We start from the raw sequence: 25,693 nt of genomic DNA, 5'->3' as shown, positions 1-25,693 counted from the left end.
CTTCTCGGCGGTCACTCCTCGGCGCTCAATCGCTCGCCGCCGACGTACAGTCGCTCTGGGCCGACTCGGCCCTCTTCGAACGGTGCGCGGTACTCCATCAACTGGAAGAGGACGCCGGTCGGGTTCCGCGGCGAGACGAACGCCTCGACCCAGGCGTCGTACTCGGTCCGGTCGACGACCCCGATTCCCTCGGCTTCGAGCGCCTCGATGGTCGCGTCGATGTCCGCGACTTCGAGCGTGACGTGGTGCAACCCCGGGCCGCGAGCGTCGAGGAAGTCGGTCAGGAACGACTCCTCGCCCGGAACCGGTTCGACGAGTTCGACGCGCGAGGCGTCCCCAAGCAGGTAGTACGCCCACCGGAACGCGCCGGTGGGGTCGTCCTCGTAGACGAGTCGCTCCGCGCCGAGGAGTTCGAGCAGCGGTTCGGCGTCGGCGACGGACTCGACGGCGATGCCGACGTGGTCGACGCGAACGTCGGGTAGTTCGGCCATGGTAACGGTGTGTGCGGCCGAGCGTGTTAGTTGTTGGCGTGGGCGGAGTCGCCCGAGACGAAGTATTTATTTCGGCACCGTTACGACAGACGAGAGAAAGATGTCTCACGAGATGCTCGCGATTTCGATGCAGTCGTTCGCAATCTTGCTCGCGTTGGTCGGCACCCTGAGCGAAATCGCGTGGATGAGCGGACTGGTCTGGGTCGGCCTGTTCTTCGGCGTCTTCGGGTTCCTCTGGGCGGTCGGAGCACACCTCGATTCTGCCTGATGACGGCGGCGCTCGCCCACCGCGGTCGCTTTCGGTGTTTCCACCGCCTCTGTCGGCGAGGATGTACCGACTCGTACCCGATTCTGCAGTTCGGCATCCTGCTCGTCCTCTTCGGCGGTGTCGTAGATCACGAATGGAGTTCGAGTCTCGGACAGTTTGTCTGAGTCGGACTACCGGTCGGCTTCGTCGGGTTGCTTGCCGGCCTCGCGGAGAGCGCCACGAACGACTGAGTTAGATTTCACGACTCGGGTGCGAGCGCGTCGATGGTCGCCTCTATCTCCTCGCGGTCGGCCCCACGTGGGAACGACACCGCGACCCGGTCGACGCCGTCGATGTCCTCGAACTTCCGGAGTTCCTCGCGGGCCTCCTCGGGCGTGCCGGCCGCGCCGAGGTCGTCGAGCAGGTCGTCGCCGATGGCCGCGAGCGCGCCTTCTGTGTCGCCGTTGCCCCACGCCGAGGCTATCTTGTGGGCGGTTTCCTCGTAGCCCTGGCGGGCCAGCGAGTCCCGGTAGAAGGTGCCCATCGCGCCGACGTAGAACGCGAGGTGGCCGCGGGCGAGTTCGCGGGCGCGCTCGCCGTCTCCGAGCGCACAGCAGTTCAGCGAGAGCGTGACCCGCACGTCTGCGGGGTCGCGCTCGCCCAACTCCGCGCCGCGGCGCAGGTCGTCCAGGCGCTCGCGGAGGCCCTCGGGCGTGAGCATCAGTGCGTGCCAGCCGTCGGCGAACCGACCGGCGAGTTCGACCGACTTCGGACCCATCCCCGCGACGTCGACGGGCACCGGCGTCTCGGGCGGGTCGCTCCGCAGGCGGAAGCCCCCGAGCGTGAACACCTCGCCGTCGTAGTCGACGGTCTCGCCCGAGACGACCTTCCGGACGATATCGACGTACTCGCGGGTTCGGCGGAGCGGTCGGTCGAAGTCCTGGCCGTGCCAGCCCCGAATCACGGCCGGCCCCGACGGCCCGAGGCCGAGTCGCATCCGGCCGTCCGATAGCTCCTGGAGGGTCGCGGCGGTCTGCCCCACGAGCGCGGGCGAGCGCGAGTAGACGTTGAAGATGCTCGGCCCGATGCCGATGTCGTCGGTGCGCTCGGCGATGGCCGAGAGCACCGTCGTGGCGTCCCGTCCCCACGTCTCGGGGAGCCACGCCCGGCGGTACCCCCGTCGTTCGCTCCGCTGGGCGAGCGCCACGATGTCGTCGATGCTCGGCTGTGCGGCGACCGGCAGGTGTACGGTTCGTTCGGCCATGCGACTCCCAACGGAGTCGCCCACCATAGTTCCGGTGTCAACTTTGGAGTCGAGGAACCGCGTTCACCGCGCCGGAGGTTCACGTCGGTGGAACGCCGAAACGGCGAGCTATCGGCCGACGATCGGCGTCGAGAGCTCAGACTCTCGCTCTCCGTTCCGCGCCGACTCCAGCGCCAGCGTCGCCACCGAGAGTGCGAGCAGCGCCGTTCCGAACAGTGTTCGGCCGCCGGTGTCGTCGTGCTGGGCATTGAGTTCGGCGCCGACGCGACCGAGCAGTACGCCGAGTTCGAACAGTGCGTCCTCGTTCCCCCTCATGGTTCTCCCGCGAGTCGACGGTGGTAATTTCGGGAGGCCCTTGAAAGTTGTCGAGTCGCGGTAGCGAGTCACGAACCGGCGTCCGCGCGACCTCGCGACCGAGAGCCGGGGCGCCGCCGCATCGGCTGCCGAGGAACCGCCACTTTTGGGACCGGGACGCGTAGGGTCGCTCATGCGAGCAATCGAAGTCCAGAAATTCGGCGACAGCGACGTGCTCGAAGTCATCGACGCGGATGCGCCGGAACCCGGACCGGGGCAGGTCCGCATTCGGGTCAAGGCCGCGGGGCTCAACTTCGCCGACATCATGCAGCGCCGGGGCCACTACCACGGCGGCCCCCAGCCGACCTACGTGCCCGGCATGGAGGCCGCGGGGACCGTCGACGCCGTGGGCGAGGACGTCGACCGCGAGGTGGGCGACCGCGTCGTCGCGATGACCGGGAGGGGCGCTTACTCGGAGTACGTCGTCGCCGACGCCGCGTCGCTGTTCGACGTGCCCGAGGCGATGTCGTTCGAGGAGGCGGCGGGCTTCCCGGTCCAGTTCCTGACCGCCCACTCGGTGCTCCACGAGTGGGGCGGCCTGGAGGAGGGCGAGTCGGTGCTCGTCCACGCCGCCGCTGGCGGGGTCGGCACCGCCGCGGTCCAACTCGCCGCCGCCGCGGGCGCGGAGGTGTTCGGCACGGCGAGCACCCGGGAGAAACTCGACCTCGCGGAGCGACTCGGCTGCGACTATCCCATCAACTACGAGAAGCAGGACTTCCGCGGAGTCGTCTCGGACGAGACGGCCGAGGAGGGCGTCGACCTCGCGCTCGACGGCGTCGGCGGCGAGACGTTCTCGCGGACCGTCGACGCGCTGGCGCACTTCGGCCGCGTGGTCGCCTACGGCGCGGCCAGCGGCGAACCCGGCACGGCGACCACCGACCGCCTGCTGTTCGAGAACAAGTCGGTCGTCGGCTTCCACCTCGGCAACGCCGTCGCGCGCCACCCCGAGCGCGTGATGGCCGCGGTGCCCGAACTCCAGGAGATGCTGGCGGCGGGCGACCTCGAAGTGGTCGTCGGCGAGACGTTCCCGCTCGAAGACGCCGCCGCGGCCCACGAGGCCGTCGAGAACCGCGAGACGGTCGGCAAGGTCGTGTTGAAGCCGTGAACGCCGTCCGGCGGCGTTCGAGCTACCGCCGGCGCTCCGCGGGCACCTCGAACCGGTAGGTGTCGCCGCGGTCCAGGTACGCGACCCGGTCGCCGAGGCCGGCCTCGGCGACCGCCCGCTGGAAGTCCGACAGCGGCGACGCGAACACGTCGTAGTCGTCGTAGTGGATTGGAATCGAGGTGTCGGCGTCGAATAGCTTCACGGCTTCGACGCCCTGCTCGGCGTCCATCGTGAGCAGGACGCCGAAGAGTTTCGTCCCGCCGAGGTGGACGAGCGCGACGTCGATGTCCGGGTACCGATTCGGAATCTCCGCGAGTTCCTCGAACAGTAGGGTGTCTCCGGTCACGTAGAGTCGGACCAGCGGGCGTGCGTCCCCCCGACGGAACTCCAGAACGCTCCCCATCACCGGCGGGAGCGCCTTCGAGAGGACGCCCGGCGCGTGGGTCCCCGGCGTCGCGGTGACGGCGAGTTCGGCGTCGCCCTTGCGGATTCGAATCTCGTCCCACGTCTCCAGCGGGTAGGTCCTGCGGAACCCCTTCTCGGCGAGTTTCTCGGCGGCGTGCCGCGTCGTCACGACGGGGAGGTCTCTGTCGAGTTTCTCCTCGACGACGTGGTCGAAGTGGTCGCCGTGGTAGTGCGACAGCACCACGAAGTCGACCGGCGGCAGGTCCTCGACGTCGATGGCCGGGTCGGTCAGCCGTTCGGTCGTGATGCCGTATCCCAGGTGGGCGTGGTCGCCGGCGTGGAGGAAGTTGGGGTCGGTCAGAACCGTGAATCCGGCGTAGCGGAGTATCACGGTGGCGTTCCCGACGAAGAATATCGACCCGCTCGCGAGGTCGACGTCGCCGTCCGGCGGCGGCAGTTCGAGGAGGCGTCCCATCGCACCCGCTACGTTCCGCCGTTCCTTAACGTTGCTCGGCGTCCGGAGGCGTCGTCGAGACTCTGCTCGCCGGAAAAATTCTCACTCGGGAAACGCGTCCACGTCGAGCGACTCGCGCCGTCCGTCGAGTACCGGGAACCGTTCACCCCGACGAACCTCCAGCCAGCGGAGCAGGCGCTCGGCCCACCGGAGCTTCTTCGCCTTCATCGCGTCGACGCTCGGGTCGTCGAAGTCCCAGCCGACGAACACCAGTTCGTCGGCCCCGAAGTGGTCGGCGAGGAACGCCGCCCGGTCGCCGTCGGTGAACCCGCCGAAGTTCCGGACGCGGGCGACCGGTTCGGCCTGGGTTGTCGGGAGCATATGTTCGAGGTCGAACCGCGGAATCCACTCCCGGACCGCCGCCACGTTGTCGCCGTGGGCGTGGGCCGCGACCGGCGTCCCCTCGCGGGTGAGTTCCCTGGCGGTCCCGGGATTCTTGTCGAGGTCGGTTACCATGCAGTCTACCTCGACGCCCGCCTCCCGGAGGGCGTCGGCGGCGGTCGAGGCCGCGAACACGCCGTCGGCGGCCCTCGCCGCGGCGAGGGCCGCCGACCGGGCGTCCGGGTCGCTCTCCCCCACGAGCGACGGCCCGGCGCCCGCGACGGCGACCGTCTCGCCCGAGACGTCCAGGCGGTCTGAGTCGAACGCCGGCGTCTCCTCGTCGGACCCCGCGAGGTCGGCGAGGACGTCCCGCGCTCGTTCGTCGGCGGCGCGGTCGAAGCCGAAGTCTCGAAGTATCGCCCGATAGACGGGACTCCACGTTTCGTAGTTCATATAAGAACCGTTCGAGCCGGAAGTACGCCGCCAAGTACCCCTACCCGGCGTGGCGCCCTCCCGGCTTCCCAGGACCGATTTATCGCTCACCCGGCATAAGCTTTCTCTTACTCCTCGTCCGGAGACAGCTTCCGGCAGACGGCCGCGAGGCGGTCGAGTTCGCCCGATTCTGCCTTCGAACCGCCCGCCACGACGTCCCGGAGTCGGGCGAGCGCGGCCGGCGACCCAGAGAGGAGCGCGGCGTCGCGCCCGGCGGCGAAGACGACAGCGGCGTCGGCCGCGGCGGCCGCCAGCGCGTCGCGCTCGGCGGCGGTCAGTCCGGAGAGTTCGAAGGTCCGGGTCGTCGTCCGTGCCGCCAGCGCGTCGCGCTCGCGGTCGGCGGCCGCCGCGTCGATTCGGTCGAGGTGCCGGGCCGCCTCGCGGGGGGTCGTCACGTCGAGTTCCTCGACGCCGAGGTCGGCGTCGCGAACCCGCTCGCGGGCGAACGCCGCGCCGACGGTCGCGGCGTCCTTCGTCTCGGCCACGTCGTGGGTTCGAATCACGTGCGCGCCGCGTTCGACCGCCATCGAGGTCGCCGCCAGCGAAACCGGCAGGGCCTCCTCGGTCGACCGGCCCGCGAGGTCCCGGAGGAAGTTCTTGCGGTTGATGGAGACCAGAATCGGCCGGTCGAGGCCGCGGAACTCCCGGAGGCGCCGGAACGTCTCGCGGTCGTCGTCGAGGGTCTTGGCCTCGGACCACCCGCCGAACGCGGGGTCGACGATGGTCTTGTCGGTCAGGCCCTCGCGTTTCAGCGCCTCGTAGATGTCGTCGACGTCCTCGACTGCGCCCGGCCGGTTCAGGTCGGGCGGACTCGCCATCTTCACCACCGCGGCGTCGTGGTCCCGGCAGACCGCGGGCATCTCGGGGTCGGCGAACCCGCAGATGTCGTTGACCATGTCGAACCCGCGCGAGAGCGCCTCGTCCGCCACCTCGGCGTAGCGCGTCTCGATGGAGAAGACGGCGTCGCCCGAGACGCTCTCGATGGCCTCGACGGCGGTGTCGAGGCGGTCGAGTTCCTGCTCGGCGGAGAGAACTTCGAAGCGCTTGTTCGCGGACTCCAGACCCACGTCCACGATGTCGGCGCCCTCGGAGACGAGCGCCGAGTCGACGTACTCGGCCGCCTCGCCCGGGTCGTCGTAGACGCTCGGGTCGTAGGGGGACTCCTCGCTGACGTTCAACACCCCCATGATTCGCGGCGGGTAGTCGTCGCCGATGCCCAACCCCGCGGCGGTGACGTTCTGCATGTTCGGACGCCGGTGCCCGAGGGATAAAAATGGGGTCGATTGGCGATAGGTCCGGCTTCCACACTCCGTCGCGGCCGACCGCTCTCGGCGAGTTCGTCGGCCGGACCGGCGCTCACAGCAGGTGGCTCTCCCTCGTGTCTACACACACGGGAAACGTCTCCGAATGTTCCTGTCCGGCGTATCGCACGGTCGCCGTCACTTCGCTCGGCGCGGCGTCGAGAACCTCCTCGTACTCGACCGTCGGTTCCGAGAGGCGGTTTCCGTCTCGGTCGTACGTCGTCGTCAACGACACCTCGACCGCGAAACCGTCGTCTCGCCGACTCCAGGCGGTTCCGGGGGTGTGCTCCTCGCCCAGTCGCTCGCCGAGTACCTCCCGGACGCGGCGGGTCGCCGCTTTACCGCACTTGCCCCGCGCCCAGTCTTCGAACGCGACCGTGTCGTACGCCGACTCGCGCTCCGGCGGGTCCGAATCGCCGGCGGCTCGGACCGCGACGTATCGGACGGCGTGATCGCGGGGGAGATACTCGGTTCCGGTCGGCGGGTCGACCTCGCTCTCGACGGAGACCGGGTCGGCGCGTCCGCGGTCGGCCATACCCGAGCTACGGTTCCCTCAACCAAAAGGTTCGTCGAGCGAGGGTCGCACCCACTCGGTCGCCAGCCTCAGGCCCGACGCCGTCCTGCGACCAGCGCGAGCAAGAGTGCGAGGACCGCAGCGAACGCGGTGAACCCCGGTTGGGACGCGTCGTTTCGACGCTCCGAGCCGTCGGTGCGCGAGTCCGCGGTTCCGTTCTCGCTCTCGGCGGTCGACTGTGCCGCCCTGGCAGACTCGTCGGCGGTTTCGCCGCCGGCCGTTCGGGTCGCAGTGGCTTCGGCGGTCGCCGTCGACTCGGACGGCGTTCCGGTCGCCGGAAGCGCTCCGGCCCGCGTCGTCGCGTCGTCGGAGTCGTCGACCGGTCGAGCGGTGGTCGCGGGACGAACCGTCGTCGCCGAGGAGCCTTCGGACGGGGACGCCGCCTCGCCCGGCGACTGCGACCGCGACGGCGCAGTCGTCGCGGTCGCCGTCGCCGCCGTCCATTCTGCGGTCGTCCACTCCGCAGTCGTCCATTCGGTCGTCTCCCATGCCGTCGTTTCGTCGGTCGTTCGGACGGCGGTCGTTCGGGTCGTCGTCCACCCCGTCGCCGTCTCGATGGTAGTCCAGTCGGCGGTCGTCGTCGGACCGGACGGGACCCAGGTGGTCGCCGGTCCCGCCGACCCGGCCAAACTCGATTTCGGGTTTGCTCCGTCGCTCGCCGTCCCGGCAGTCGGGGCCACCGCGGCGACCGTCAGGATTGCGAGGAGTCCGAGAACCGCCAGCGTCCGCGCGTCGCGTGCCGTATCCATGGTACGGACGCCCGCTCACATTCAAATGCTATAGCTTTAACTCATAAGTAGGTTGGGCGGAGCGGCTCCCCCGAGTCGCGACGGGGCGACGAAACGTCGGCCGAGAGCCGCGCGAAGGCGGGAAGAGTGCGAAAGTCGAGGGAGAAGGAGAACGAAGGGAGAGGACGACGGGGAAGGGGGAGAACGAAGACCAAGGAAACGACCGAGTTCACTCGTCGGCCGCGGCGGGGAGTCGGACCGTGATCTCGCTCCCCGTCGGGTCATTCTCGGCGAACTCGACGTCGCCCCCGGAGTAGGTGACGATCCAGTTGACCAGCCACAGCCCCATCCCGTCGCTGTGGTCGAGCGCCGACTCGGCTCCCGATTCGAGCACGGCCACCTCGTCGTCGGGGATGCCTGGCCCGTCGTCGGCGACGACGACCGCCGTCGCGTCCTCTCCGGGGTCGACCGAAACCCGTACGCGCGGGTCGGGGTCGGGGTGGTGTTCTATCGCGTTCTCGACGAGGTTCTCGAAGGCCGAGCCGACGAGTCGGTTGGCCCGCACCTCCGCGCGGTCGGGGAAGTCGGTGACGACGGTCGCGTCCGGAAACGCCGCCCGAACGTCGCGGCAAACGGCGTCGAGTCGCTCGACGACGTCCATCCGCTCAACGTTCGAGCCGCCCTCCGCGACCAGTCGTTCGGTATCACGGGCGTAGTCGGCGAGTTGGACGATTCGCGAGGTGTGGTCGCGGACCACCTCGACGTGCTCGTCGGCGTCGCCGTCGGCGTCGGCCGCGATGAGGTCGACGTACCCCTCGATGACGTTCACGTCGTTCCGGATGTCGTGACGGAGGACGCGGTTCAGGACGCTCAGCGTCTCGGCGAGGTTCTCGGCCTCTCGACGCGCGTCGCCGAGACGCCGTTCCTGCACTCGGCGCCCAGCGCTGTAGACGCCGACGAGCGAGCCGATGACGAACCCGCCGCACGCCCACTCGATGGGCTCTATCAAGGTGAACCGCAGGAGGAGTCCGCTGAGGTGCTGGACGTACATCGCGAGTCCGCCGGAGAGTCCGAGGATTATCGTGCCCGCGACCGACCACTCCGAGACGTGAAGCACGTGCGCGGCGACCCGCTCGTTCCCGAACGTCCAGACGAGGACGGCGGCAGTCGTCGCGACGACCGCCGCCGGGCCGAGTAGCCAGAGCGCCACCACCAGGGCCGTCGCGGAGTAGCCGGGAATCGCCCACGCCGTGGTCGCAACCAGCGCCACGGCCGTTCCGACGAGGACCGCGACGCCCCGACGGGGGTCGGCGCCGGCGAGCGCTCGCGGAAGGTCCTCGTCGCCGCCCGCCCCGAAACCGTTCGACATGTACCGTGTGGGACGGGACGGCCGCACGTAATCAAGGTTTGGTCGTCGCCCGACGATTGCACTTCGGGACGCCCGATAGGTTCAGTGGGCGGACGGAAACCGCTACGGTAGCGGTGGTTGCACGCCGGTTCACTCGGTCGTGATGGACACGTCGCTCGGCGGCTTCGCTCCGTTCAGTTCCCACTTGTCGAGCGCGTAGGAGAAGACCGGGTCGGGGAGGTCAGGGTCGGGCGTCTGGTCTTTCCGTTCGATTTTGACGGTGTACTCCGCGCTTCCGTTTTCGATGGCAGACTCCTCGGTCGCGAGCCGCTCCTCCGGATGGACGACCACCACGAGCGTACACAGACACGCTTCGCCTTCTTCGAGAATCCGATAGGGTTTCGAGTGGCCGGAATCGTTCCATCGCTTCCAATCGAAGAGGCGCTCGGCCTCCTCCGTGGTCGTTGCGACTGCGCCGTACGTCGTGCCGATCGGACTATCCAAGGAGGGCTGTTCTGCGATGAACGACTTCGCGGAGACGAACGTGTATCTCCGCTCCACTCGCGCACCGCCTCCCGTACCGAGGGCACCGCCGAACCCGAGACAGCCGCTCAGCGAGAGTCCTCCCCCGAGACACGCCAAATATTTCCTACGGTTCATTCGTAGTATTCGGATGTGCTAAATCGGTAATAAGCTTTCATGCTGCTACTCGCCCTCTTACGGGAGTCCTTGTCCGTCCGTCTTTGCTCCGGATGGAGGTGGCGTCGTTCGCCACCTCCGACCGAAACGCGTCGGCGCATCGGGAACTCCGAACACCGAACCCCGGAACGCGCTCTTTTTCACTCCCGAACGACTACACCCGACAGATATGGGAAAGGTCAGCATCGGGCTTCGCGGCTGGCGCTTCGACGAGGAGGAAGTGTTCACCGAGGACGGCGACTTCCGACCGATGGACGAGATGCCCGCCGACACGCGCAATCGACTCGTCCGTCTGTCGGCGCTCGTCGGGTCACCCTGCGACGCCTGCTGGTTGATTCACGGCGACGACGACCTGCCGGCGTGCAACGTCTCGGAGGTCGTCTACGGCGAACCGCTCGCGGAGGTCGGCCTCTGCCGGGAACACGAGGCCGACTTCCTCTACTGGTTCGCCGAGGCGGGCGGCGACCGGTTCAAGGGCCAGGACCGACTCCAGGACGAGTTCCACGAGTGGTTCGCCGACGGCGGGCGCGCCCCCGACGGCTACGGCGGCCTCGAACACGTCGACACCGACCCCGACGACCTGCCGGAACCGCCGGAACCGGACCAGTACGCGCTGGACGTCGAGGTGCCCGAGGAGGAGCGAAAGCGCATCGACCTCCGGAACATGGAGATTCAGGAGGGCGAGGAGGTCGCCGAGGCCGACCGCCGGCGCGAGGAGTCGGACGAGGCGGCCGACGACCCCGACCTCGACCTGAGCCGGGACTACCCCTCGAAATGAAGCCCGCCGTCGCCGTCGTCGAACCGAAGACGCCGGGCAACATCGGAACCATCGCGCGGGCGATGAAGAACTTCGGCATGGACGACCTGAAACTGGTCGACCCGCCCGAGTTCGGCCGGGACAGCGAGGCCTACGGCTTCGCCGGCCAGGCCCGCGAGGACGTACTGCCCAACGCCGACGAAGTGACCTTCGACGAACTCGTCGCGAACTACCACACTGTCGGCTGCACCGCGACGACGAACGAGGACGCCCGGAAACACCGCCGGTTCCCGTTCAAGACGCCCGTGGAACTGGCCGACAGCCTCCGGGACGTCGAGGCCGACACCTGCCTGATATTCGGTCGCGAGGACAATGGCCTGACCAACGACGAGATGGCCCGCGTCGACGAGGTGTGTTCCATCCCCGCCAGCGCCGAGTACTCCTCACTGAACCTCGGGCAGGCCGCCACCGTCACGCTCTACGAACTCCGGGAACTCACCCTCGAGGAAACCCAGCACCCGGACGTCGAGCGCGAGCGCGCCGCCGAGTCCGAAATCGAGGGCTTCTACGACCACTTCGCGGAGTTCCTGGGCGACATCGACCATCCCGTCGAGAAGCGCGACAAGACGGTCCGACTGATGCGTCGACTGGTCGGCCGTGCGCACCCGACGGTGCGGGAGGTCCGGACGCTCCGGGGCGTGCTTCGGCGGGCCAGCTATCACGCCAACGAAACCCCGGAGGAACCGCGGAATACGGGCGGCGGGAGCCGCGAATAGCGAGGGTCGTGAGGCGCAAGCCGAGCGACCCTCTGACGCGAACGGCGAAGCCGCGAGCAACGGGACTCGCCGAGTTGCCATCGGCGACTCGGCGAATTCCGCAGGAGTAAGTGGAAGCGTTCGCGGATTCCGCGAAAGCGGGCGGGCGAAGCGAAACACGACCCGCGAGTAGCGCGGGGCGAGAGGCGACGGCCGACCGCTCCTCGAAGTGACGAAACCGCTGGCCGCCGGAACCGTTTTACGGAACGCCGGGGAAGTGTTTCGCACGAAGCGAACACGTCGCGGACCGGACGGGCGGGCCATGGGTGCGGCCCGTCGGTCGGCTTCCGGCGCGACGTGACGAACGGGGTGTCCAGAAGCGTGTCGAACGCCTTCGCCACCGCACCGGTCGTGCGTTTCAGTGGCACAGCGCGAACCGATAGTCAAATAGTTAATAAGATGAGCCCGTAACGGACAACAACGTACGCCTATGTTCCCCTCCCTCCCTCTGGGTACGCAGTTTACCCTCCTCGTAGCGATTCCGAGCATCGCGGCCCTACTCGTCGGCAAGCGGCTGTTCATCCCCGACGAGCGGTTCCGAACGCTGTTCAAGGACTTCCTGCGGACCGACTGGAAGTACCTCGGCGTCGCCTGGGTCGTCACCGAAATCGTGAACAAACTCGCCTTCCACTTCCACGCCTCCCGGACGTTCACCGACGCCATCTACGCCATCGAGGGCGCGACAGTCGCGGTGTTCCAGGCAGTCGTGGCCACGCCGCTGACCCTGCTCGCGACCGGCGTCTACCTCGTCGGATTCCCGTTCGTGGTGCTGTTCACCTACTTCAAGCTGAAGGCCCACGACGAGGAGGAGGCCCACCGCTACGCACTGGCGTACATCTGCCTGGTCGTGTTCGCGGTGCCGTTCTTCGTCCTCTTCCCGGTGAAGGTGTCGTCGCTGTACCTCTCCAGCGTCGAGGGGCTGATGTACAACCTCAGTCCGGCCATCCACTACGGCATCTACTCGACCGACACGCTCGTCAAGGCGTTCCCGAGTCTCCACACCGGTCTGTCGGTGCTGGCGGCGCTCTACGCCCGGAAGGCCGACACGCGCTACTCCTACACCGTCGGGGCGCTCGCGGTCGCCATCGTCCTCTCGACGCTCTACCTCGGCGTCCACTGGATGACCGACGCCGTGTTCGCGGTCCTGCTGGTCGGACTCGCCTACCACCTCTCGCGACGGGTCAGCGAACCCCGCTGGTCGGTCGTCTCGCGCGAACTGCTGTCGGGCGTGCGCTCGGGCGTCCGCCGGTACGCGAGTCGGTGACGTCGGCGCTTCGGTCCCCCGAACTGCCCTCTCCTTCACCGCCCGCTACGACCGCCCACCGCGGCCGCCCTGCCGGACGACACCGTCCCCCACTAGCGAGCGCGGGGCGAAATTACATGAGGACTGATAGCATAGTCGTCGGTGAACGATTCCAGGTAGACGATGTACGACCGAATCCTCATTCCGACCGACGGCAGCGAGGCCGCGACCGACGCGGCGAAACACGCCTACAGCCTCGGAGAGCGGTACGAGGCCACCGTTCACGTCCTGTCGGTCGTCGAGAAGAGCGAGAGCGCCTCCATCGTCGGGCAGGGCGAGGAGAAACTCGGGACGCTCCGCGAGGAGGGGACCGAATCGACGCGGCGCATCGTCGACGAAGCGCTGGCCCGGGACGTCGACGCGGTTGGAGCGGTCGAGGTCGGAAATCCGGACCGGACGATACTCCGGTACGCCGCCGACCACGATATCGACGTCATCGTGATGAGTACCCACGGTCGGTCGGGCGTCGGGCGGTTCCTGATGGGAAGCGTGACCGAGAAGGTCATCCGCGACGGGGACATCCCCGTGCTCGCGGTCCAGCGGTGAATCGACTTCTCCGGAGGACTTTGCTTTCGGTCCGTCGTCGCACCGTTCGCCCACCGGAGTTAACGTTCAGGCGACGAGACGATGAAGATAGAACATGAGTTCCGAGTCGAGAACCGAGCCGTCCGGCGCGTCGCTCTCTTACCGGCGCATCCTGGAGCGCGAGATAGAGAACGCGTTGAAGGAGATCCACCGACCGCCGAAGGGCGTGTTCCTCTCGGGACTGACGGCGGGCCTCAATCTGAGTTACGGCGCGTTGCTCATGGCGATGGTGTTGACCTTCTCCGGCGGATTCGAGTCGAAGCTCGTCCAGCAGGCGTTGCTCGGCGGCGTCTCCTCCATCGCGTTCCTGCTGGTGGTCATCGGCCAGACGGAACTGTTCACCGCCCACTCGACGATGGCGGTCCTCCCCGTTCTCGACGGGCGCGCGTCGGTGGGCGACCTCGCCCGCGTGTGGGGAGTGACGTACGTCTCGAATCTGCTCGGCTGTGCGCTGTTCGCCGGCCTCATCGTTGCCATCGGTCCGCCGATGGGAATCGTCGACCCGGACGCGTTCGGGGTGTTGGCCTCCGCGCTGATCCCCTTTCGGTGGTGGCTGATACTCCTCAGCGGCGTGGTCGCCGGCTGGTTGATGGGACTGGTGACGTGGCTTTCGGCCGCCAGCCGCGACACGGTCAGCCGAATCTTCTTCGTCGTCCTCGTGACGGCGGTCATCGGTAGTGGACCGTTCCATCACAGCATCCTCGGCACGACGGAGCTACTCTCGGCGATGCTCCTGGGGCAGGGAGTCACGTTCGGCGACTACGGCCACTTCATCGCGTGGACGACGCTGGGGAACGTCCTCGGCGGGAGCGTGTTCGTCGCCCTGCTGAACTACGGTCACGTCGCGCTGGCGGGGGAAGAACACGACGTCGAGTTCGAAACAGAGAACTCCAGCGAGTGAGTTCGGACGCCGAACATGACCCGTTTCGAGTCCGAACGTCTCGGACGAGTCCAGTATAACGCCTTCCGAACGGACGACGCGACAGGAGGAACGTAAATCACGTCCCGCTCTCACCCATACCTCTACCTGATGAACACCGTCCGTTTGAACGAACGGCAGTTCCACCACATGCTGGTGGTCGCCGCCATCCTGGGCGTCGGCGTCGGCCTCGTCGCCACGGCCTTCCGAGTCGTCTGGCTCTTTCTCAAACACCACCTGTGGGAGGCGCTGGCCGCGCCGTACTGGCGGGTTCCGGTCAGCATCGGAGCGGGCATCCTCATCGGCGCCATCCTCTACGCGACGTTCTACCCCGGGGCGCTCTCGGCGCTGGTCCAGCAGTTCCACGCCGAGGGACGCGTCGAACTCGAAGAGAACGTCCCGGTCGTCCCGGTCGGCCTGCTCGGACTGATCGCCGGACAGAACGCGGGTCCGGAGGGCGTGATGTCCATCGTCGGCGGGTCGTTCGGGACGTACGTCTCCGAACTGTTCGAGTTCGAGAACTCCACGAAACTGCTGACGCTCGCGGGCATGGGCGCCGGGTTCGGGACGATTCTGGGCGCCCCCATCGGCGGAGCGCTCCTCTGGTTGGAGCTACCCCACGAGCGCGGACTCGAATATTACGAGGCCGTCGTGCCGACGTTCGTCGCGTCGTTCGCCGGCTACCTCACCGAGGTCGCGTTGGGCGGCATGAGCCTGTTTCCCGTCTGGGAGACGGCGTCGCTCGTTCCCCCGACGCCCGGAAAACTTGGGTGGGCCGTCGGCATCGGCTTCGTCTGCATCCCGTTCGGTATCGTGTACTCCCGGACGTTCTCGTTCGTCGGGCGGGCGTTTCGCCGACTGTCGCCGGCCGTCTACGTTCGAACGACCGTCGCCGGCGCCGTCATCGGGGTTCTCGGGTGGCTGGTCCCGCTGTCGTACTTCTACGGCGGGGCGAAGATGAGCGTCCTGCTGGCGGGGAGTTTCTCGCTGGAGACGCTGTTGGTGACCCTCGGGGCGGTCATGGTCGCCGCCGCGTTCACGATTCACGGCAACTGGATCGGCGGTCTCATCGTCCCGCACATGTTCATGGGCGCAGTGGTCGGCCAACTGACGGCGCTGGTCGTTCCGGGCCTTCCGCCCGCGCTGGCGATGATCGCCGGGATGGCCGCCTTCAATTCGGTGGTGACCGGGACGCCGCTCTCCTCCGCGCTCATCGCCATCGCGCTCACCGACGGGGCGAGCATCACCCCCGTGTTCCTCGCGGCGCTCGTCGCGTTCGGTGCGAGTCCGTCGGTGCGGTTCCTCGAAGTGGCGGCCCCGCGGTCGGAGTCCCCAAACTTCCACATAACCGAGGACGACTAGTTCGAGGAGGGCGCTCGTCCGAGACGGTCTACGCTCGCTTCTGAATCTCCTCGCGGAGCAGTTGGCTCACCTGGTCGCCGTCGGCCTTCCCACCGAGCGCGCCCATGGCCTCGCCCATCAACCCGGAGAACGCCTGCATCCCCTCTTCCTGAACCTGAGCCTCGTTGCGCTCGACGACTTCGACGATGGCGTCGCGGACTTCGTCTTCGCCCGCGCTGCCGAGGTCCTCGCGCTCGATGGCCTCCGCGGCGGTCCAGTCGGGGTGCTCGGCGAGCGCGGTCAGGAGTTCGCCGACGTTGCCCTTCGCCGTCTCGCCCTCGGTGACTCGGTCGAGCGTCTGCAGGAAGTGCTCGTCGGTCAGGTTCTCGACCGGCACGTCGTCCCGGCGGAGTTCCGTGACGGTGCTCTCGACGGTCTGGGCCGCGAGCGTGGCGTCGACGCCCGAGTCGACCGCCTCCTCGAACACGTCCCACCGCTGGCCGTAGGCGACCTGCTCGGCCAGTCCCGAATCGAGGCCGAACTCCGACTGGTAGCGCTCGACCTTCTCGGTGAGCAGTTCGGGTATCTCGACCTCGCTCGGGTCGGGGTCGACCGGGGGCACGTCGGTTTCGGGGTACATCCGGGCCGCGCCGGGCAGCGGTCGGAGGTAGCGCGTGGTCCCCTCCTCGTTCGCGCCGCGAGTCTCCTCGGGGGCCCCTTCGAGGGCGGTTCGGGCGCGCTCGGCGGCGGCCTCGATGGCGCCGTCGGCGACCTCCGGACTCGCGGCGACGATGGCGACCGCGTCGTCGTCGCCCGCGCCCGCGGCGTCGCGGAGCGCGGCGACCTCGTCCTCGGTGACGCCGTAGGCGGGGAGTTCGTCGGTGTGGAAGATGCCGCCCGCGCCGTGTCGCTTGGCGTGGTCGGAGAGTTCGGTGCCGAGGCGGCGGTCGGGCTGGATTTCGGCGCCGACGAGGCCGTCGAAGCCGTAGAGCGGGACCGCCGTGACCTTCCCGCCCGAATCGAGCGCGCCGCGGATGACCCCCGAGTCGGTGTCGGCGAACACCTCGGTCGCGTCCAGCACGTCGCCGACCTCGGCGCCGCGCTCGCGGAGTTCGTCTCGGAGTTCGAGCAGGCGGACCTGCCGGTGGACCTCGTTTCGCACCAGGTCGTCGATGTCGTCGAGGCTCTGGACGCCCTTGACCTCGACCCGGGCGCCCTCCTCGATGGAGATGTTGACGTCCTGACGGATGGTGCCGAGGCCTCGTTTGACCTTGCCCGTCGAGCGCAGGAGCATCCCGATGGTCTCTGCGGCCTCGCGGGCCTGGGCGGGCGAGCGGATGTCGGGCTTGGTGCCGATCTCGACCAGCGGGATGCCCAGGCGGTCGAGGCTGTAGAGGACGCCCTCCTCTCGCTCCTCGATGCGCTGGGCGCTCTCCTCTTCGAGCATCAGGTCCTCGATGCCGACCGACCCTTCGCCGGTGTCTATCTCGCCGTCGTTGGCGAACAGGATGGAGCGCTGGAAGCCCGAGGTGTTCGAGCCGTCGACGACGATCTTGCGCATGACGTGGGCCTGGTCGACGGGGTCCATGTCGAGCAACTGGGCGATTTCGAGCGCAACCTCCTGGGCCTCGTCGTCGAGTCGGTGGGGCGGTTCGTCGTCCTCCTCGACCAGGCAGGTGGTGTCGTAGGCGAGGTACTCGAACTCGCGTTCGACCTGGCTCTCTTCGAGGGCCGCCTCGTCTATCTCGCCGAGTTCACTCTTGGTCGGGTGGAGGTAGCGCGTGAACCGCCGGTCGGCGTCCTCGGGTTCCCGCAACTCGGTTGGACAGGCGCAGAACAACTTGGACTCGGTGTCGAGTTGCTGGTGAATCTCCAGCCCCGCGACGAGGCCGAGTTCCTCGTAATCGTGGTCGGTCATTGCTCGAAGGTCAGACCGCGAAGGGTAAAAAACCGTTCAGTCTGGCCTCGGCGGCGAGGTTGGGAGTTCCCGAGCGCCCGGCGCTCGGGAACTCCCGACTTCTCCGACTTCCGCCATCAACTCGCCGAGTCGGGTCGCCGACTGCCGTCGTCGGGCCGCCGCGCCGCCAGACTCGCCTGCAACTTCTCGCCCACCAACTCCCGCAATTCCGCGGCGTCCTCGGCGTCCAGGTCGACCGCCGCCGCGACCCGCCCGCCGATGCCGGCCGAACTCGCGGTGTCGACCAGCACGCTGGCGAGTCGCCGGCGGCGCTGGAAGACGGTCTGGGTCTCGATGACGTTCTGGACCCGGTAGTAGGGGACGACCTTCGTCGTCCGATTCCAGAACCCGTTGCGGGTGAAGACGTGGTTCTCTCCGGTCGCGTACCCGCGGTTGGCCCACTTTAGGTGGGCCGCCAGCGGCGCCACGGCGACGAACGCCAGCGGAGCGAACGGCGCGTACCAGACGAGGGGTCGGCCGGCGAGCGACCAGGCGATGTACAGTACTGCGACGAGCAGCGCCGACCCGCCGACGTACCGGAAGGCGTACCGCGTCCGCGCGCGCTTCGGCGGTCGGGAGAACTCGGCCCCGTCGAACGGTTCTATCTCGCGCGCGAGCGAGACGACGCGCTCGCGCGCCGCCAGCGGAACCGCCGCCTCCGACCCCTGGGAGGGCGACTGGCCCGGACCGTAGCCCGCGGTTTCGACCGCGAGCGTGGCGTAGCCGAATCGCCGCATCAGGACGTTCTCGCCCATCGAGAGCGTCTGGACCTTCGCCATCGGAATCGACCCGTCGTAGCGTTCGAGCAGGCCCCGCTCGTAGCGGAGTTCGTCGCCGACCTGCGCGAGTCGGAAGCCGTAGTACCGGGCGAACGTCACCGCGGCGCTCAGCGCCCAGAGGCCGACGCCCAGCATGGCGGCCAGCACCACGCCGCCGAACACCGCGAGTTCGGCGACGCCGGGGACGAACGGGAACAGCGCCGGCCCGAACGCCAGCAGCGAGAAGTACCGCAGGTCGAAGGACAGCACGCTCACCAGCGCGAGTTCGCCGGCCGAGAGCGCGAACAGTTCCTCCCCGCGCTCCGCGATTCCCTCGTCGGCGAGCGACCCGCCGCCGGCGGGTCGCTCGCCCTCCGCGTCGGTGTCGCGTTCCCCGACCCCTTCGGCGCCCCTGAACTCGGTGGCCGCGCCGCGCTTTCGGCGCTGTATCTCGCGCTGGAGGCGCTTGGCCTCCTCGTAGGAGACGTACCGAAGACTCGCCTCGGTACCGCCCCCGCCGGCGGTTTCGAGGTCGAGCGCCGCCAGCCCCAGCGCGCGCTGGATTACGTTTCGCGAGATGTCGACGTTCTGGACCCGCCGGAGCGGAATCTCGCGGTGACGCCGCGAGATTACCCCCGAGGCGATTTCGAGGCCGTCGTCCGAGAGTCCGTAGTCGAACCGCCGGTAGTAGGCGACCTGCCAGAGCGCCGCCAGCAAGAACCCGGCGAGGGCGGCCGCGACGAGGACCGGTCGGGTCAGCGGAATCGGGAGCGCCTCGGTGCCGGCCAGCGTCAGGCCGAGGAATAACAGCGTGGTCCCGAGGCTCAGGCCGCGGGCCGCCGCCCGATAGGGAACAGAGAGCGGGTGAAGTCTCATACCGCGTCGTGCTCGCTCTCGCTCTCGATGGCGAGGCGGCGCAGGCGCTCCTGGAGTGCGTCGGCCCGCTCGGGGGTGAGGCCCGGAATCGTCACGTCGGCGCCCCGCGACCCGGCGGTGTAGACGACGACGCTCGCCAGTCCGACCGCGCGCTCGACCGGTCCGCGCTGGGTGTCGACGTGCTGGACCCGGACGAACGGCACGACGGTCTTGACCCGGGTGAGGACGCCCCGTTCGAGGTAGAGGTCGTCGTCGCGGACCTCGAACCGCCAGACCCGGTACTTGAGCGCGACGTAGCCGACGCCGAGCGCGAACGCGAGCGCCGCGACGCCGACCGCGACCCAGACGCCGACGCCGAGCGCGAAGCGGTCGGCGACGGCCGCGCCGACGCCCAGCAGGACGGCGACGACCACCGAACTGACCGCCCAGACGAGTCGAACTCGCGGGTTCAGTGTCTCCATGTGCGGGTGAACTATCCGCAACCCGAAAAGTTCGGGCGGTTCGGTCGCGGCCGTTGCCGCAGTGCGCCCGGAGCGGGCAGGACCGCCCACCGCGTCGCCGCCTCAGTCGCCGAACGCGTCCTCGATTCGCCGGCGCACGTCCTCGACCTGTCCGGCGTTCTCGTCGGCCCCCGGTTCGTGGTGGGCGAGCGCGTCGGTCACCTCGTCGGCCTCGCGCCGAGAGAGCTCTATGGTCTCCTCGTCGTCCTCGTCGTCGCTCCCGAAGATGGCGTCGTTGTCTATCCACCCCTCGTCGTCGCCGGCGGCCATCTCGCCCTTCTCGGGGCCGCGGTATTCGTCGAAGTCGAACTCGGCGGCGAGGTGGCTCGCCACGTTGCGGTAGTGGCGTTCTCGGTCGCCGGACGCCGTCATCTCGGCGTCCGAGAGCGCGGCGATGACCTCGCGCGCCTCGGCTCTCGACAGGTCGAACGTCGCGGTGTCGCTCGCATCGGTGTCTCGGTCGTCCATGGTCCTTCGCCGAACGATTACGGTCGCCCGCCTGAAACGTGTGATGGGCGAACTAGGTGCTGGAATCGCTTTGGAAGCGGTTGTCCGCTCATCAGAAACTACGAACGTGGCACCGACGACCACATCGAACGACGTGTTCTCGAAAGCCCCCGCCCGCTCGCGGTCGCTGGCCGGGATATCCGGGTCGGGCCTGCGGCCCTCCCCGAATAGTAGCCCGCCCAGACGACCATGGGCCTCCGGCCCGCGAGCGGGCGGCCCCTTTCAGTCCCACCCAGCGGTTGGTTCGCCGAGCGTTTGCGGTAGCTGGGTTCGCCGGCCGTTTTAGGTGGTCTGTATCACCGAGCGCTCCCGCCGGCTTGGCGGCAGGCCGGCGTCTGCGTACATCGAGAGAAGAAGGTAGAATCCGAGTCGGCTTACTCGTCGTCGCCCAGGATGCCGCGGTGGGTCATCGCCTCGGGGTCGATGACCTCGTCGGCCTCCTCCTCGGTGAGGTAACCCTTCTCGACGACGACCTGCCGGACCGTCTTGCCCTCCGCGAGGGCGGCTTTGGCGGCCTTGCTCGCCTTGTCGTAGCCGATGTGGGGGTTGAGCGCGGTGGCCAGCGCCATGCTCTGTTCGACCTGCTCCTCGCAGTGCTCCTCGTTGGCTTCGAGTTTGGCGACGAACTTCTCGGCGAACACCTCCGAGGAGTTCGCGAGCAGTTCGGACGACTGGAGGAAGTTGTGCGCGAGGACGGGTTTGTAAAGGTTGAGGTCGATCTGGCCCTCGGCGGCGCCCGCGCTCACGGCGGCGTCGTTACCGACGACCTGCTTGTGGACCTGGTTGACCGCCTCGGCGACCACCGGGTTGATCTTGCCGGGCATGATGGAACTGCCGGGCTGGTTCTCGGGCTGTTCGAGTTCGCCGAGGCCGTTCCGGGGACCCGACGCCAGCAGGCGCAGGTCGTTGGCGATCTTGTTGAGCGACCCCGCGATGGTCCGGAGCGCGCCGTGGGCCTCCGACATGGCGTCGTGGGCCGCCTGGGCCTCGAAGTGGTTGTCGGCCTCGCGGAACGACACGCCGGTCTCCTCGGAGATGTACTCGGCCGCCTTCTCCGGGAACTCCGGGTGGGTGTTCAGCCCCGTGCCGACCGCGGTGCCGCCGAGCGCGAGTTCCGAGAGGTGGTCGCGGACGTGGTCGACACGCGCCAGACCCTTCTCGACCTGCGTGCGGTAGCCCGAGAACTCCTGGCCGAGGCGGATGGGCGTGGCGTCCTGAAGGTGGGTCCGGCCGGTCTTGACCACGCCGTCGAACTCCTCCTCCTTGGCTTCGAGCGCTTCCCGGAGCGTGTCGAGCGCCGGGAGCAGGTCCTTCTCGACGGCTTCGAGGCTGGCGACGTGCATCGCGGTCGGAATCACGTCGTTGGACGACTGGCCGAAGTTGACGTGGTCGTTGGGGTGAATCTCGCGGCTCCCCATCTCTCCCCCGTATATCTCGGTCGCGCGGTTGGCGACCACCTCGTTCGCGTTCATGTTCGAGGACGTGCCCGACCCGGTCTGGAACACGTCCACGGGGAACTGGTCGTCGTGCTCGCCCGCGATGACCTCGTCGGCCGCCTCGACGATGGCGTCGGCCTTGTCCTCGGGGATCATGCCGAGGTCCTTGTTGGCCTGGGCGGCCGCCTTCTTGACGACGCCGAGCGCTCGGACGAACCGACGTCCGAACGTGATGCCGCTGATGGGGAAGTTCTCGACCGCGCGCTGGGTCTGGGCGCCCCAGTAGGCGTCGGTCGGCACCCGCATCTCTCCGAGGCTGTCCTCCTCGATCCGGTAGTCCTCGTCGTCGCTCATGCGCCTGGAAGTTCGCGAGGCCGGGCGTAAAACCCACCGAAACGCCCTCGGAACCGGCGGGCCGACGGACGCCGTCGGTCGCCCCGAACTCGACCGACGGCGGGAATCGGTGCGACGTATAAATGCCGGAAATAAACTCCTGAGAAGTTTTTACTTGTTTTGCCGAAACCACAGGAAGGCGGAGGGGTCAATGCGGGTTCCGAACCACTACGACAGTGGTTAGCATTTTACTCGGTAACGGATTAATATCACAAACGTTTAAGTGCGCAGTTGAGAAGGTTTACCGTAGGTCACAGAGCATGACAGGAGCTAACGACGACGTTTCGCGGCGCGATTATCTGAAAGTGGCCGGTGCAGGAACAATCGGCATCACCGGACTGGCCGGGTGCATGGGCGGGAACGACGGCGACCAGGGGACGACCGAATCCGGCGGCGACAGCACGACCGAGTCCGGCGGCGAGGGGACGACTCAGTCGGGCGACTCTTCTACCAACTACGAGACGCTGGAGGTCCAGCACTGGTGGACCGGCGGCGACGGCGGACCCGCCATCAAGGCGCTGTTCGAGGGCTTCAAGCAGAAGCACCCCGACATCAAGGTCAACGAGAACCCCGTCTCGGGCGGCGCGGGACAGAACCTCCAGACCGTCATCAAGAAGCGCGTACTGAACAACAACCCGCCGAGCACCTGGCAGGCGTGGCCCGGCGCGAACCTCCAGCCCTACGTCGAAGCGAACAAACTCAAGGACATCGGCGAGTCGGTCTGGTCCAAGAACGGGATGAAGGACGCCTACAAACAGGGTCCGAAGGACGCCGCCAAACCCGGCGGGAAGTTCGTCACGGTGCCGCTGAACATCCACCGGCTCAACAACCTCTTCTACAACGTCGAGGTCGTCGAGAAGGCCGGCGTCGACCCCGCCTCCATCAAGAAGCCCAGCGACCTCACCGCGGCGATGAAGAAGGTCGAGTCGAAGACCGACGCCGTCGGCATGGCCCAGCAGACCAAGTCGGCGTGGTCGACGACCCAGCTCTGGGCGCAGGTGCTGCTCGGCGAGCACGGCAAGAGCACCTACGACGCCTTCACGCAGGGGAAGGTTTCGCAGAACAAGAAGGCCATCAAGAACTCGCTCAGCATCGTCAAGGAGTACAAGGCCCACTTCAACAAGGACGCCGGTTCGCTCGGCTGGACCGACGCCAACAAGAAGGTCATCAACGGCAAGGCCGCGTTCTTCCACCAGGGCGACTGGGCGGCGGGCATGTACCGCAGCGCGAAGAGCTTCGAGTTCGAAAAGCAGTGGGGCCACGTGCCGTTCCCCGGCACGAAGGGCGTCTACGCGCTCAACATGGACTCGTTCCCGATGCCGAAGAACAACCCGTCGCCGAAGGCGGCCGAGAAGTTCCTGCAGTACGTCGGCAGCAAGGACGCCCAGGCGCGGTTCAACCCGAAGAAGGGGTCGATTCCGCCCCGGACCGACGTCTCGAAGGAGAACTTCGGGCCGTTCCTCAGCCGGCAGATGGACGACTTCAAGAACTCGAAGTCGCAGGTCCAGTCCATCGAACACGGACTGGCGATTCCGCCGGAGCAGAAGACTGCGGTGAGTGACGCGATGTCCAGTTTCATCTCGAACTGGAACGTCGACGACACCTACTCGCAGCTCGAACAGGCGTTCAACTGAAGCAGTTCCCCACGTTCCTTTTCGACATGCAACGACTCAAAGACGTACTTCGACGGATACGACCCGGCGAACGCGAACCCGGGAGGGGACTCCGCGCCGACGGCGGCGAAGTCCGCGACGAGAATCGTGCGGACGGCGAGGCCCGCACCGACGGCGGCGCGACGGTGACGGGAGAACGCGCCGAATCCGAGACGGGCACCCGCGGGTCGCTCCTCTCGAGCGACTTCGTCCAGAGCCTCCCGTTTTGGCTCCCGCCGTTCCTGCTGATGGGCTTTTTCGTCTACGGGGCCATCGGGTGGAACTTCGTCATCTCGTTGACCGACTTCGAGGGCCTGCTCCTGCCGGAGTACAAGCTATCGGCGTTCGACTTCGAGATGTACCGACAGGCGTTCGGCGACCCCTCGTTCTGGACGGCCGCGCGAAACACCTTCGTGTTGCTCGTGGCGTTCACGGGAATCTGTCTGGTGTTCGGGCTCCTGCTCGCCATCCTGGTCGACCAGGACATCCGGTTCGAGAACACCTTCCGAACCATCTACCTGCTCCCGATGAGCCTCTCGTTCGTGGTGACCGCGAAGTTCTGGGCGTGGATGTACAACGCCCAGTACGGCATCGTCAACGTCACGCTCCGCCAGTTAGGACTCGACTTCCTGACGACCCAGTGGATTTCGAACCCTCAGACGAAACTGGCGGCGGTCATCTTCGCGCTCATCTGGCAGTTCTCGGGATACGCGATGGTCGTCTACCTCGCGGGACTGCGCGCGATTCCGACCGAACACTACGAGGCTGCCCGGGTCGACGGCGCGAGCACGCTGAAAATGTACTGGCGGGTCATCCTGCCCCAACTCCGGGCGTCGACGATGGGCGCGGCGGTGGTGCTGATGGTGTTCGCGCTCAAGGCGTTCGACTTCCTCTACGTGATGTTCGGCAACAACCCCGGCCCGGCGGCCGACATCCTCGCGACCATGATGTTCCGCGAGGCGTTCGGGTCGAACAACTGGGCGTACGGGTCGGCCATCGCCATCGTCCTCTTCGGGATGGCGCTCGCGGTGGTCGCGCCGTACCTCTACAGCGAATACAGACGAGGTGAACTATGAGCAGTCCGCCGGCGAATCCGACCCCCGAACAGCAGTCGCGGCGCGAGCGGTTCCGCTACGCCGTGGTGAACGCAGACCGCAGTCGAGTGGCGCTGTACGCCGTCCTCGCCGGTCTGGTCGCGTTCTACCTCGCGCCGCTGGAGGCCGGACTGATGACGGCCTTCAAGACGACCGACGCGTTCAACCGGACGATTCCGTTCCTCCCGCCGATAACCGGCGGGTTCACCATCGAGCCGTGGATAATCGCGTTCGAGACGCTCTGGAACGGCTTCATCAACAGCATGCTGCTGGCGATTCCGGCGACGATACTGTCGGCCGGCCTGGGGAGCATCGCGGCCTACGGGCTGACGACCATCGACTGGAAGTACCAGATGCCCATCGTCGCGCTGTTCGTCGCGGGCATCTTCATCCCGTACCAGGCGGTGCTGGTGCCCCTCTCGCGGCTGTTCGCCATCGTCAACACCCCGGAACTGCTGTCGTTCCTGTGGGGCCTGCCGCTGATGCACGAACACTACGCGTCCATCATCAACCTCATCGTGGCCCACGTCGCCTACGGGATTCCCATCACGTTCCTGCTGTTCCGCGGCTACTACCAGTCGTTCTCCGAGGAGATGATCGAGGCCGCGCGACTCGACGGCGCGAGCGTGTTCAGCATCTACCGCAACATCGTCCTGCCGCTGTCGAAGCCGATGTTCGCGGTGACGCTCATCTACCAGTTCACCCAGATCTGGAACGACCTGCTGTTCGCGCTGGTCATCCTGCCGTCGGGCGGCGGCGCGGCCGCCCCCATCACGCTGGCGCTCAACAGCCTCACCGGCGGGATGATCACGACGTTCAACACCCAGATGGCGGGCGCGTTCGTCGCGGCGCTGCCGACGCTGATCGTCTACGTGCTGTTCGGCGAACAGTTCGCGAAAGGAGTGGCTTCGTAACCATGAGGAAAGTGTATGCAACTCGAACTCGGAGGTACAGCTG

General features: G+C 67.6%; 26 protein-coding genes. 11 read left to right on the top strand and 15 right to left on the bottom strand.

All coding sequences use genetic code 11. The features are described 5' to 3' along the window. Positions 1–11 precede the first annotated feature (11 nt). A complete protein-coding gene (locus NGM07_RS01235; RefSeq protein WP_253515582.1) occupies positions 12–491 on the bottom strand; it encodes a VOC family protein in 480 nt (159 codons plus the stop codon). 100 nt (positions 492–591) lie between these two features. On the opposite strand from NGM07_RS01235, the gene NGM07_RS01230 reads away from it, so the two are divergent. Beyond that, positions 592–759, top strand: a complete 168-nt coding sequence (locus tag NGM07_RS01230; protein WP_253515575.1) for a hypothetical protein — start codon at positions 592–594, stop codon at positions 757–759. Between the two features lie 238 nt (positions 760–997). Here the strand turns inward: NGM07_RS01230 and NGM07_RS01225 are convergent, their stop codons facing one another. Beyond that, positions 998–2,002 carry a TIGR04024 family LLM class F420-dependent oxidoreductase gene (locus NGM07_RS01225; RefSeq protein ID WP_253515573.1) on the bottom strand — a complete coding sequence of 335 codons (1,005 nt, stop codon included), beginning with the start codon at positions 2,000–2,002 and terminating at the stop codon, positions 998–1,000. Positions 2,003–2,110: 108 nt separating this feature from the next. Next, positions 2,111–2,317 carry a hypothetical protein gene (locus NGM07_RS01220; RefSeq protein ID WP_253515572.1) on the bottom strand — a complete coding sequence of 69 codons (207 nt, stop codon included), beginning with the start codon at positions 2,315–2,317 and terminating at the stop codon, positions 2,111–2,113. Between the two features lie 172 nt (positions 2,318–2,489). Between NGM07_RS01220 and NGM07_RS01215 the strand changes: the two genes are divergently transcribed. After that, entirely contained in the window at positions 2,490–3,461 is a 972-nt protein-coding gene (locus NGM07_RS01215; protein WP_253515570.1) for a quinone oxidoreductase family protein, read from the top strand. Positions 3,462–3,483: 22 nt separating this feature from the next. Here the strand turns inward: NGM07_RS01215 and NGM07_RS01210 are convergent, their stop codons facing one another. From NGM07_RS01210 to NGM07_RS01180, 7 genes are all read right to left on the bottom strand, one after another. After that, positions 3,484–4,341 (bottom strand): MBL fold metallo-hydrolase, encoded by an 858-nt coding sequence (locus NGM07_RS01210; RefSeq protein ID WP_253515568.1) that lies wholly within the window; start codon positions 4,339–4,341, stop codon positions 3,484–3,486. Positions 4,342–4,422: 81 nt separating this feature from the next. Continuing rightward, a complete protein-coding gene (locus NGM07_RS01205; RefSeq protein ID WP_253515566.1) occupies positions 4,423–5,154 on the bottom strand; it encodes a 6-hydroxymethylpterin diphosphokinase MptE-like protein in 732 nt (243 codons plus the stop codon). A 107-nt stretch (positions 5,155–5,261) separates the two neighbouring features. Further along, positions 5,262–6,437, bottom strand: coding sequence for a dihydropteroate synthase (gene folP / locus NGM07_RS01200; protein ID WP_253515558.1), 1,176 nt, complete (start codon positions 6,435–6,437; stop codon positions 5,262–5,264). A 112-nt stretch (positions 6,438–6,549) separates the two neighbouring features. Next, positions 6,550–7,029, bottom strand: a complete 480-nt coding sequence (locus tag NGM07_RS01195; RefSeq protein WP_253515557.1) for a hypothetical protein — start codon at positions 7,027–7,029, stop codon at positions 6,550–6,552. A 68-nt stretch (positions 7,030–7,097) separates the two neighbouring features. Beyond that, positions 7,098–7,817, bottom strand: a complete 720-nt coding sequence (locus NGM07_RS01190; protein WP_253515555.1) for a hypothetical protein — start codon at positions 7,815–7,817, stop codon at positions 7,098–7,100. 208 nt (positions 7,818–8,025) lie between these two features. Next, positions 8,026–9,165 carry a sensor histidine kinase gene (locus tag NGM07_RS01185; RefSeq protein ID WP_253515545.1) on the bottom strand — a complete coding sequence of 380 codons (1,140 nt, stop codon included), beginning with the start codon at positions 9,163–9,165 and terminating at the stop codon, positions 8,026–8,028. Between the two features lie 129 nt (positions 9,166–9,294). Beyond that, a complete protein-coding gene (locus NGM07_RS01180) occupies positions 9,295–9,705 on the bottom strand; it encodes a hypothetical protein (protein WP_253515537.1) in 411 nt (136 codons plus the stop codon). A gap of 307 nt (positions 9,706–10,012) precedes the next feature. Here NGM07_RS01180 and NGM07_RS01175 point away from each other — a divergent pair, with 307 nt between their 5' ends. From NGM07_RS01175 to NGM07_RS01150, 6 genes are all read left to right on the top strand, one after another. Continuing rightward, positions 10,013–10,621, top strand: a complete 609-nt coding sequence (locus tag NGM07_RS01175) for a DUF8114 family protein (RefSeq protein ID WP_253515535.1) — start codon at positions 10,013–10,015, stop codon at positions 10,619–10,621. Then, entirely contained in the window at positions 10,618–11,376 is a 759-nt protein-coding gene (locus NGM07_RS01170) for an RNA methyltransferase (RefSeq protein ID WP_253515526.1), read from the top strand. Before NGM07_RS01175 ends, NGM07_RS01170 begins: the two co-directional genes overlap by 4 nt. A gap of 469 nt (positions 11,377–11,845) precedes the next feature. Then, complete coding sequence (locus tag NGM07_RS01165; RefSeq protein ID WP_253515524.1) at positions 11,846–12,679, top strand: phosphatase PAP2 family protein; 834 nt, start codon at positions 11,846–11,848, stop codon at positions 12,677–12,679. Positions 12,680–12,841: 162 nt separating this feature from the next. Further along, positions 12,842–13,264, top strand: coding sequence for a universal stress protein (locus NGM07_RS01160; protein WP_253515522.1), 423 nt, complete (start codon positions 12,842–12,844; stop codon positions 13,262–13,264). A gap of 94 nt (positions 13,265–13,358) precedes the next feature. Continuing rightward, on the top strand, positions 13,359–14,204 hold the full coding sequence (locus NGM07_RS01155) for a formate/nitrite transporter family protein (RefSeq protein ID WP_253515520.1): 846 nt from the start codon (positions 13,359–13,361) through the stop codon (positions 14,202–14,204). A gap of 129 nt (positions 14,205–14,333) precedes the next feature. Beyond that, positions 14,334–15,584: a chloride channel protein gene (locus NGM07_RS01150; RefSeq protein WP_253515510.1), complete on the top strand. Its 1,251-nt coding sequence runs from the start codon at positions 14,334–14,336 to the stop codon at positions 15,582–15,584. Positions 15,585–15,612: 28 nt separating this feature from the next. On the opposite strand, the gene gatE is transcribed toward NGM07_RS01150, so the two are convergent. The 5 genes from gatE to NGM07_RS01125 form a co-directional block, all read right to left on the bottom strand. Next, entirely contained in the window at positions 15,613–17,481 is a 1,869-nt protein-coding gene (gatE, locus tag NGM07_RS01145; RefSeq protein ID WP_253515508.1) for a Glu-tRNA(Gln) amidotransferase subunit GatE, read from the bottom strand. Positions 17,482–17,597: 116 nt separating this feature from the next. After that, positions 17,598–19,154, bottom strand: coding sequence for a PH domain-containing protein (locus NGM07_RS01140; RefSeq protein ID WP_253515506.1), 1,557 nt, complete (start codon positions 19,152–19,154; stop codon positions 17,598–17,600). Further along, positions 19,151–19,615: a PH domain-containing protein gene (locus tag NGM07_RS01135; protein WP_253515492.1), complete on the bottom strand. Its 465-nt coding sequence runs from the start codon at positions 19,613–19,615 to the stop codon at positions 19,151–19,153. Before NGM07_RS01135 ends, NGM07_RS01140 begins: the two co-directional genes overlap by 4 nt. 102 nt (positions 19,616–19,717) lie before the next feature. Beyond that, the gene (locus NGM07_RS01130; RefSeq protein WP_253515484.1) at positions 19,718–20,122 is read right to left on the bottom strand and encodes a hypothetical protein; all 405 of its coding nucleotides are present in this window, start codon (positions 20,120–20,122) and stop codon (positions 19,718–19,720) included. Between the two features lie 413 nt (positions 20,123–20,535). Then, positions 20,536–21,951 (bottom strand): class II fumarate hydratase, encoded by a 1,416-nt coding sequence (locus NGM07_RS01125; RefSeq protein WP_253515482.1) that lies wholly within the window; start codon positions 21,949–21,951, stop codon positions 20,536–20,538. Positions 21,952–22,250: 299 nt separating this feature from the next. Between NGM07_RS01125 and NGM07_RS01120 the strand changes: the two genes are divergently transcribed. The 3 genes from NGM07_RS01120 to NGM07_RS01110 are packed head-to-tail and all read left to right on the top strand — an operon-like array spanning position 22,251 to position 25,650. After that, on the top strand, positions 22,251–23,624 hold the full coding sequence (locus NGM07_RS01120; RefSeq protein ID WP_253515480.1) for an ABC transporter substrate-binding protein: 1,374 nt from the start codon (positions 22,251–22,253) through the stop codon (positions 23,622–23,624). Positions 23,625–23,650: 26 nt separating this feature from the next. Then, positions 23,651–24,718 carry a carbohydrate ABC transporter permease gene (locus tag NGM07_RS01115; protein WP_253515478.1) on the top strand — a complete coding sequence of 356 codons (1,068 nt, stop codon included), beginning with the start codon at positions 23,651–23,653 and terminating at the stop codon, positions 24,716–24,718. Beyond that, positions 24,715–25,650 carry a carbohydrate ABC transporter permease gene (locus tag NGM07_RS01110; protein ID WP_253515476.1) on the top strand — a complete coding sequence of 312 codons (936 nt, stop codon included), beginning with the start codon at positions 24,715–24,717 and terminating at the stop codon, positions 25,648–25,650. The genes NGM07_RS01115 and NGM07_RS01110 overlap by 4 nt, the downstream gene beginning before the upstream one ends. Positions 25,651–25,693 lie beyond the last annotated feature (43 nt).

It is taken from the genome of Halorussus vallis (genome assembly GCF_024138165.1).
In the GTDB taxonomy this organism is placed as follows: Archaea; Halobacteriota; Halobacteria; order Halobacteriales; family Haladaptataceae; genus Halorussus; species Halorussus vallis.
The sequence above is the reverse complement of the archived record's forward strand: the minus strand, read 5'-3'. Positions and strand labels throughout refer to the sequence as shown.

Bases quoted from the DNA above. Each gene is read 5' to 3' on its own strand.
- folP (WP_253515558.1), bottom strand. From the start codon at position 6,437: ATGCAGAACGTCACCGCCGCGGGGTTGGGCATCGGCGACGACTACCCG.
- NGM07_RS01220 (WP_253515572.1), bottom strand. From the start codon at position 2,317: ATGAGGGGGAACGAGGACGCACTGTTCGAACTCGGCGTACTGCTCGGT.
- NGM07_RS01210 (WP_253515568.1), bottom strand. From the start codon at position 4,341: ATGGGACGCCTCCTCGAACTGCCGCCGCCGGACGGCGACGTCGACCTC.
- NGM07_RS01230 (WP_253515575.1), top strand. From the start codon at position 592: ATGTCTCACGAGATGCTCGCGATTTCGATGCAGTCGTTCGCAATCTTG.
- NGM07_RS01155 (WP_253515520.1), top strand. From the start codon at position 13,359: ATGAGTTCCGAGTCGAGAACCGAGCCGTCCGGCGCGTCGCTCTCTTAC.
- NGM07_RS01110 (WP_253515476.1), top strand. From the start codon at position 24,715: ATGAGCAGTCCGCCGGCGAATCCGACCCCCGAACAGCAGTCGCGGCGC.
- NGM07_RS01175 (WP_253515535.1), top strand. From the start codon at position 10,013: ATGGGAAAGGTCAGCATCGGGCTTCGCGGCTGGCGCTTCGACGAGGAG.
- NGM07_RS01195 (WP_253515557.1), bottom strand. From the start codon at position 7,029: ATGGCCGACCGCGGACGCGCCGACCCGGTCTCCGTCGAGAGCGAGGTC.
- NGM07_RS01235 (WP_253515582.1), bottom strand. From the start codon at position 491: ATGGCCGAACTACCCGACGTTCGCGTCGACCACGTCGGCATCGCCGTC.
- NGM07_RS01120 (WP_253515480.1), top strand. From the start codon at position 22,251: ATGACAGGAGCTAACGACGACGTTTCGCGGCGCGATTATCTGAAAGTG.
- NGM07_RS01160 (WP_253515522.1), top strand. From the start codon at position 12,842: ATGTACGACCGAATCCTCATTCCGACCGACGGCAGCGAGGCCGCGACC.
- NGM07_RS01140 (WP_253515506.1), bottom strand. From the start codon at position 19,154: ATGAGACTTCACCCGCTCTCTGTTCCCTATCGGGCGGCGGCCCGCGGC.
- NGM07_RS01135 (WP_253515492.1), bottom strand. From the start codon at position 19,615: ATGGAGACACTGAACCCGCGAGTTCGACTCGTCTGGGCGGTCAGTTCG.
- NGM07_RS01225 (WP_253515573.1), bottom strand. From the start codon at position 2,002: ATGGCCGAACGAACCGTACACCTGCCGGTCGCCGCACAGCCGAGCATC.
- NGM07_RS01125 (WP_253515482.1), bottom strand. From the start codon at position 21,951: ATGAGCGACGACGAGGACTACCGGATCGAGGAGGACAGCCTCGGAGAG.
- NGM07_RS01150 (WP_253515510.1), top strand. From the start codon at position 14,334: ATGAACACCGTCCGTTTGAACGAACGGCAGTTCCACCACATGCTGGTG.
- NGM07_RS01115 (WP_253515478.1), top strand. From the start codon at position 23,651: ATGCAACGACTCAAAGACGTACTTCGACGGATACGACCCGGCGAACGC.
- NGM07_RS01170 (WP_253515526.1), top strand. From the start codon at position 10,618: ATGAAGCCCGCCGTCGCCGTCGTCGAACCGAAGACGCCGGGCAACATC.
- NGM07_RS01185 (WP_253515545.1), bottom strand. From the start codon at position 9,165: ATGTCGAACGGTTTCGGGGCGGGCGGCGACGAGGACCTTCCGCGAGCG.
- NGM07_RS01165 (WP_253515524.1), top strand. From the start codon at position 11,846: ATGTTCCCCTCCCTCCCTCTGGGTACGCAGTTTACCCTCCTCGTAGCG.
- NGM07_RS01130 (WP_253515484.1), bottom strand. From the start codon at position 20,122: ATGGACGACCGAGACACCGATGCGAGCGACACCGCGACGTTCGACCTG.
- NGM07_RS01215 (WP_253515570.1), top strand. From the start codon at position 2,490: ATGCGAGCAATCGAAGTCCAGAAATTCGGCGACAGCGACGTGCTCGAA.
- gatE (WP_253515508.1), bottom strand. From the start codon at position 17,481: ATGACCGACCACGATTACGAGGAACTCGGCCTCGTCGCGGGGCTGGAG.
- NGM07_RS01190 (WP_253515555.1), bottom strand. From the start codon at position 7,817: ATGGATACGGCACGCGACGCGCGGACGCTGGCGGTTCTCGGACTCCTC.
- NGM07_RS01205 (WP_253515566.1), bottom strand. From the start codon at position 5,154: ATGAACTACGAAACGTGGAGTCCCGTCTATCGGGCGATACTTCGAGAC.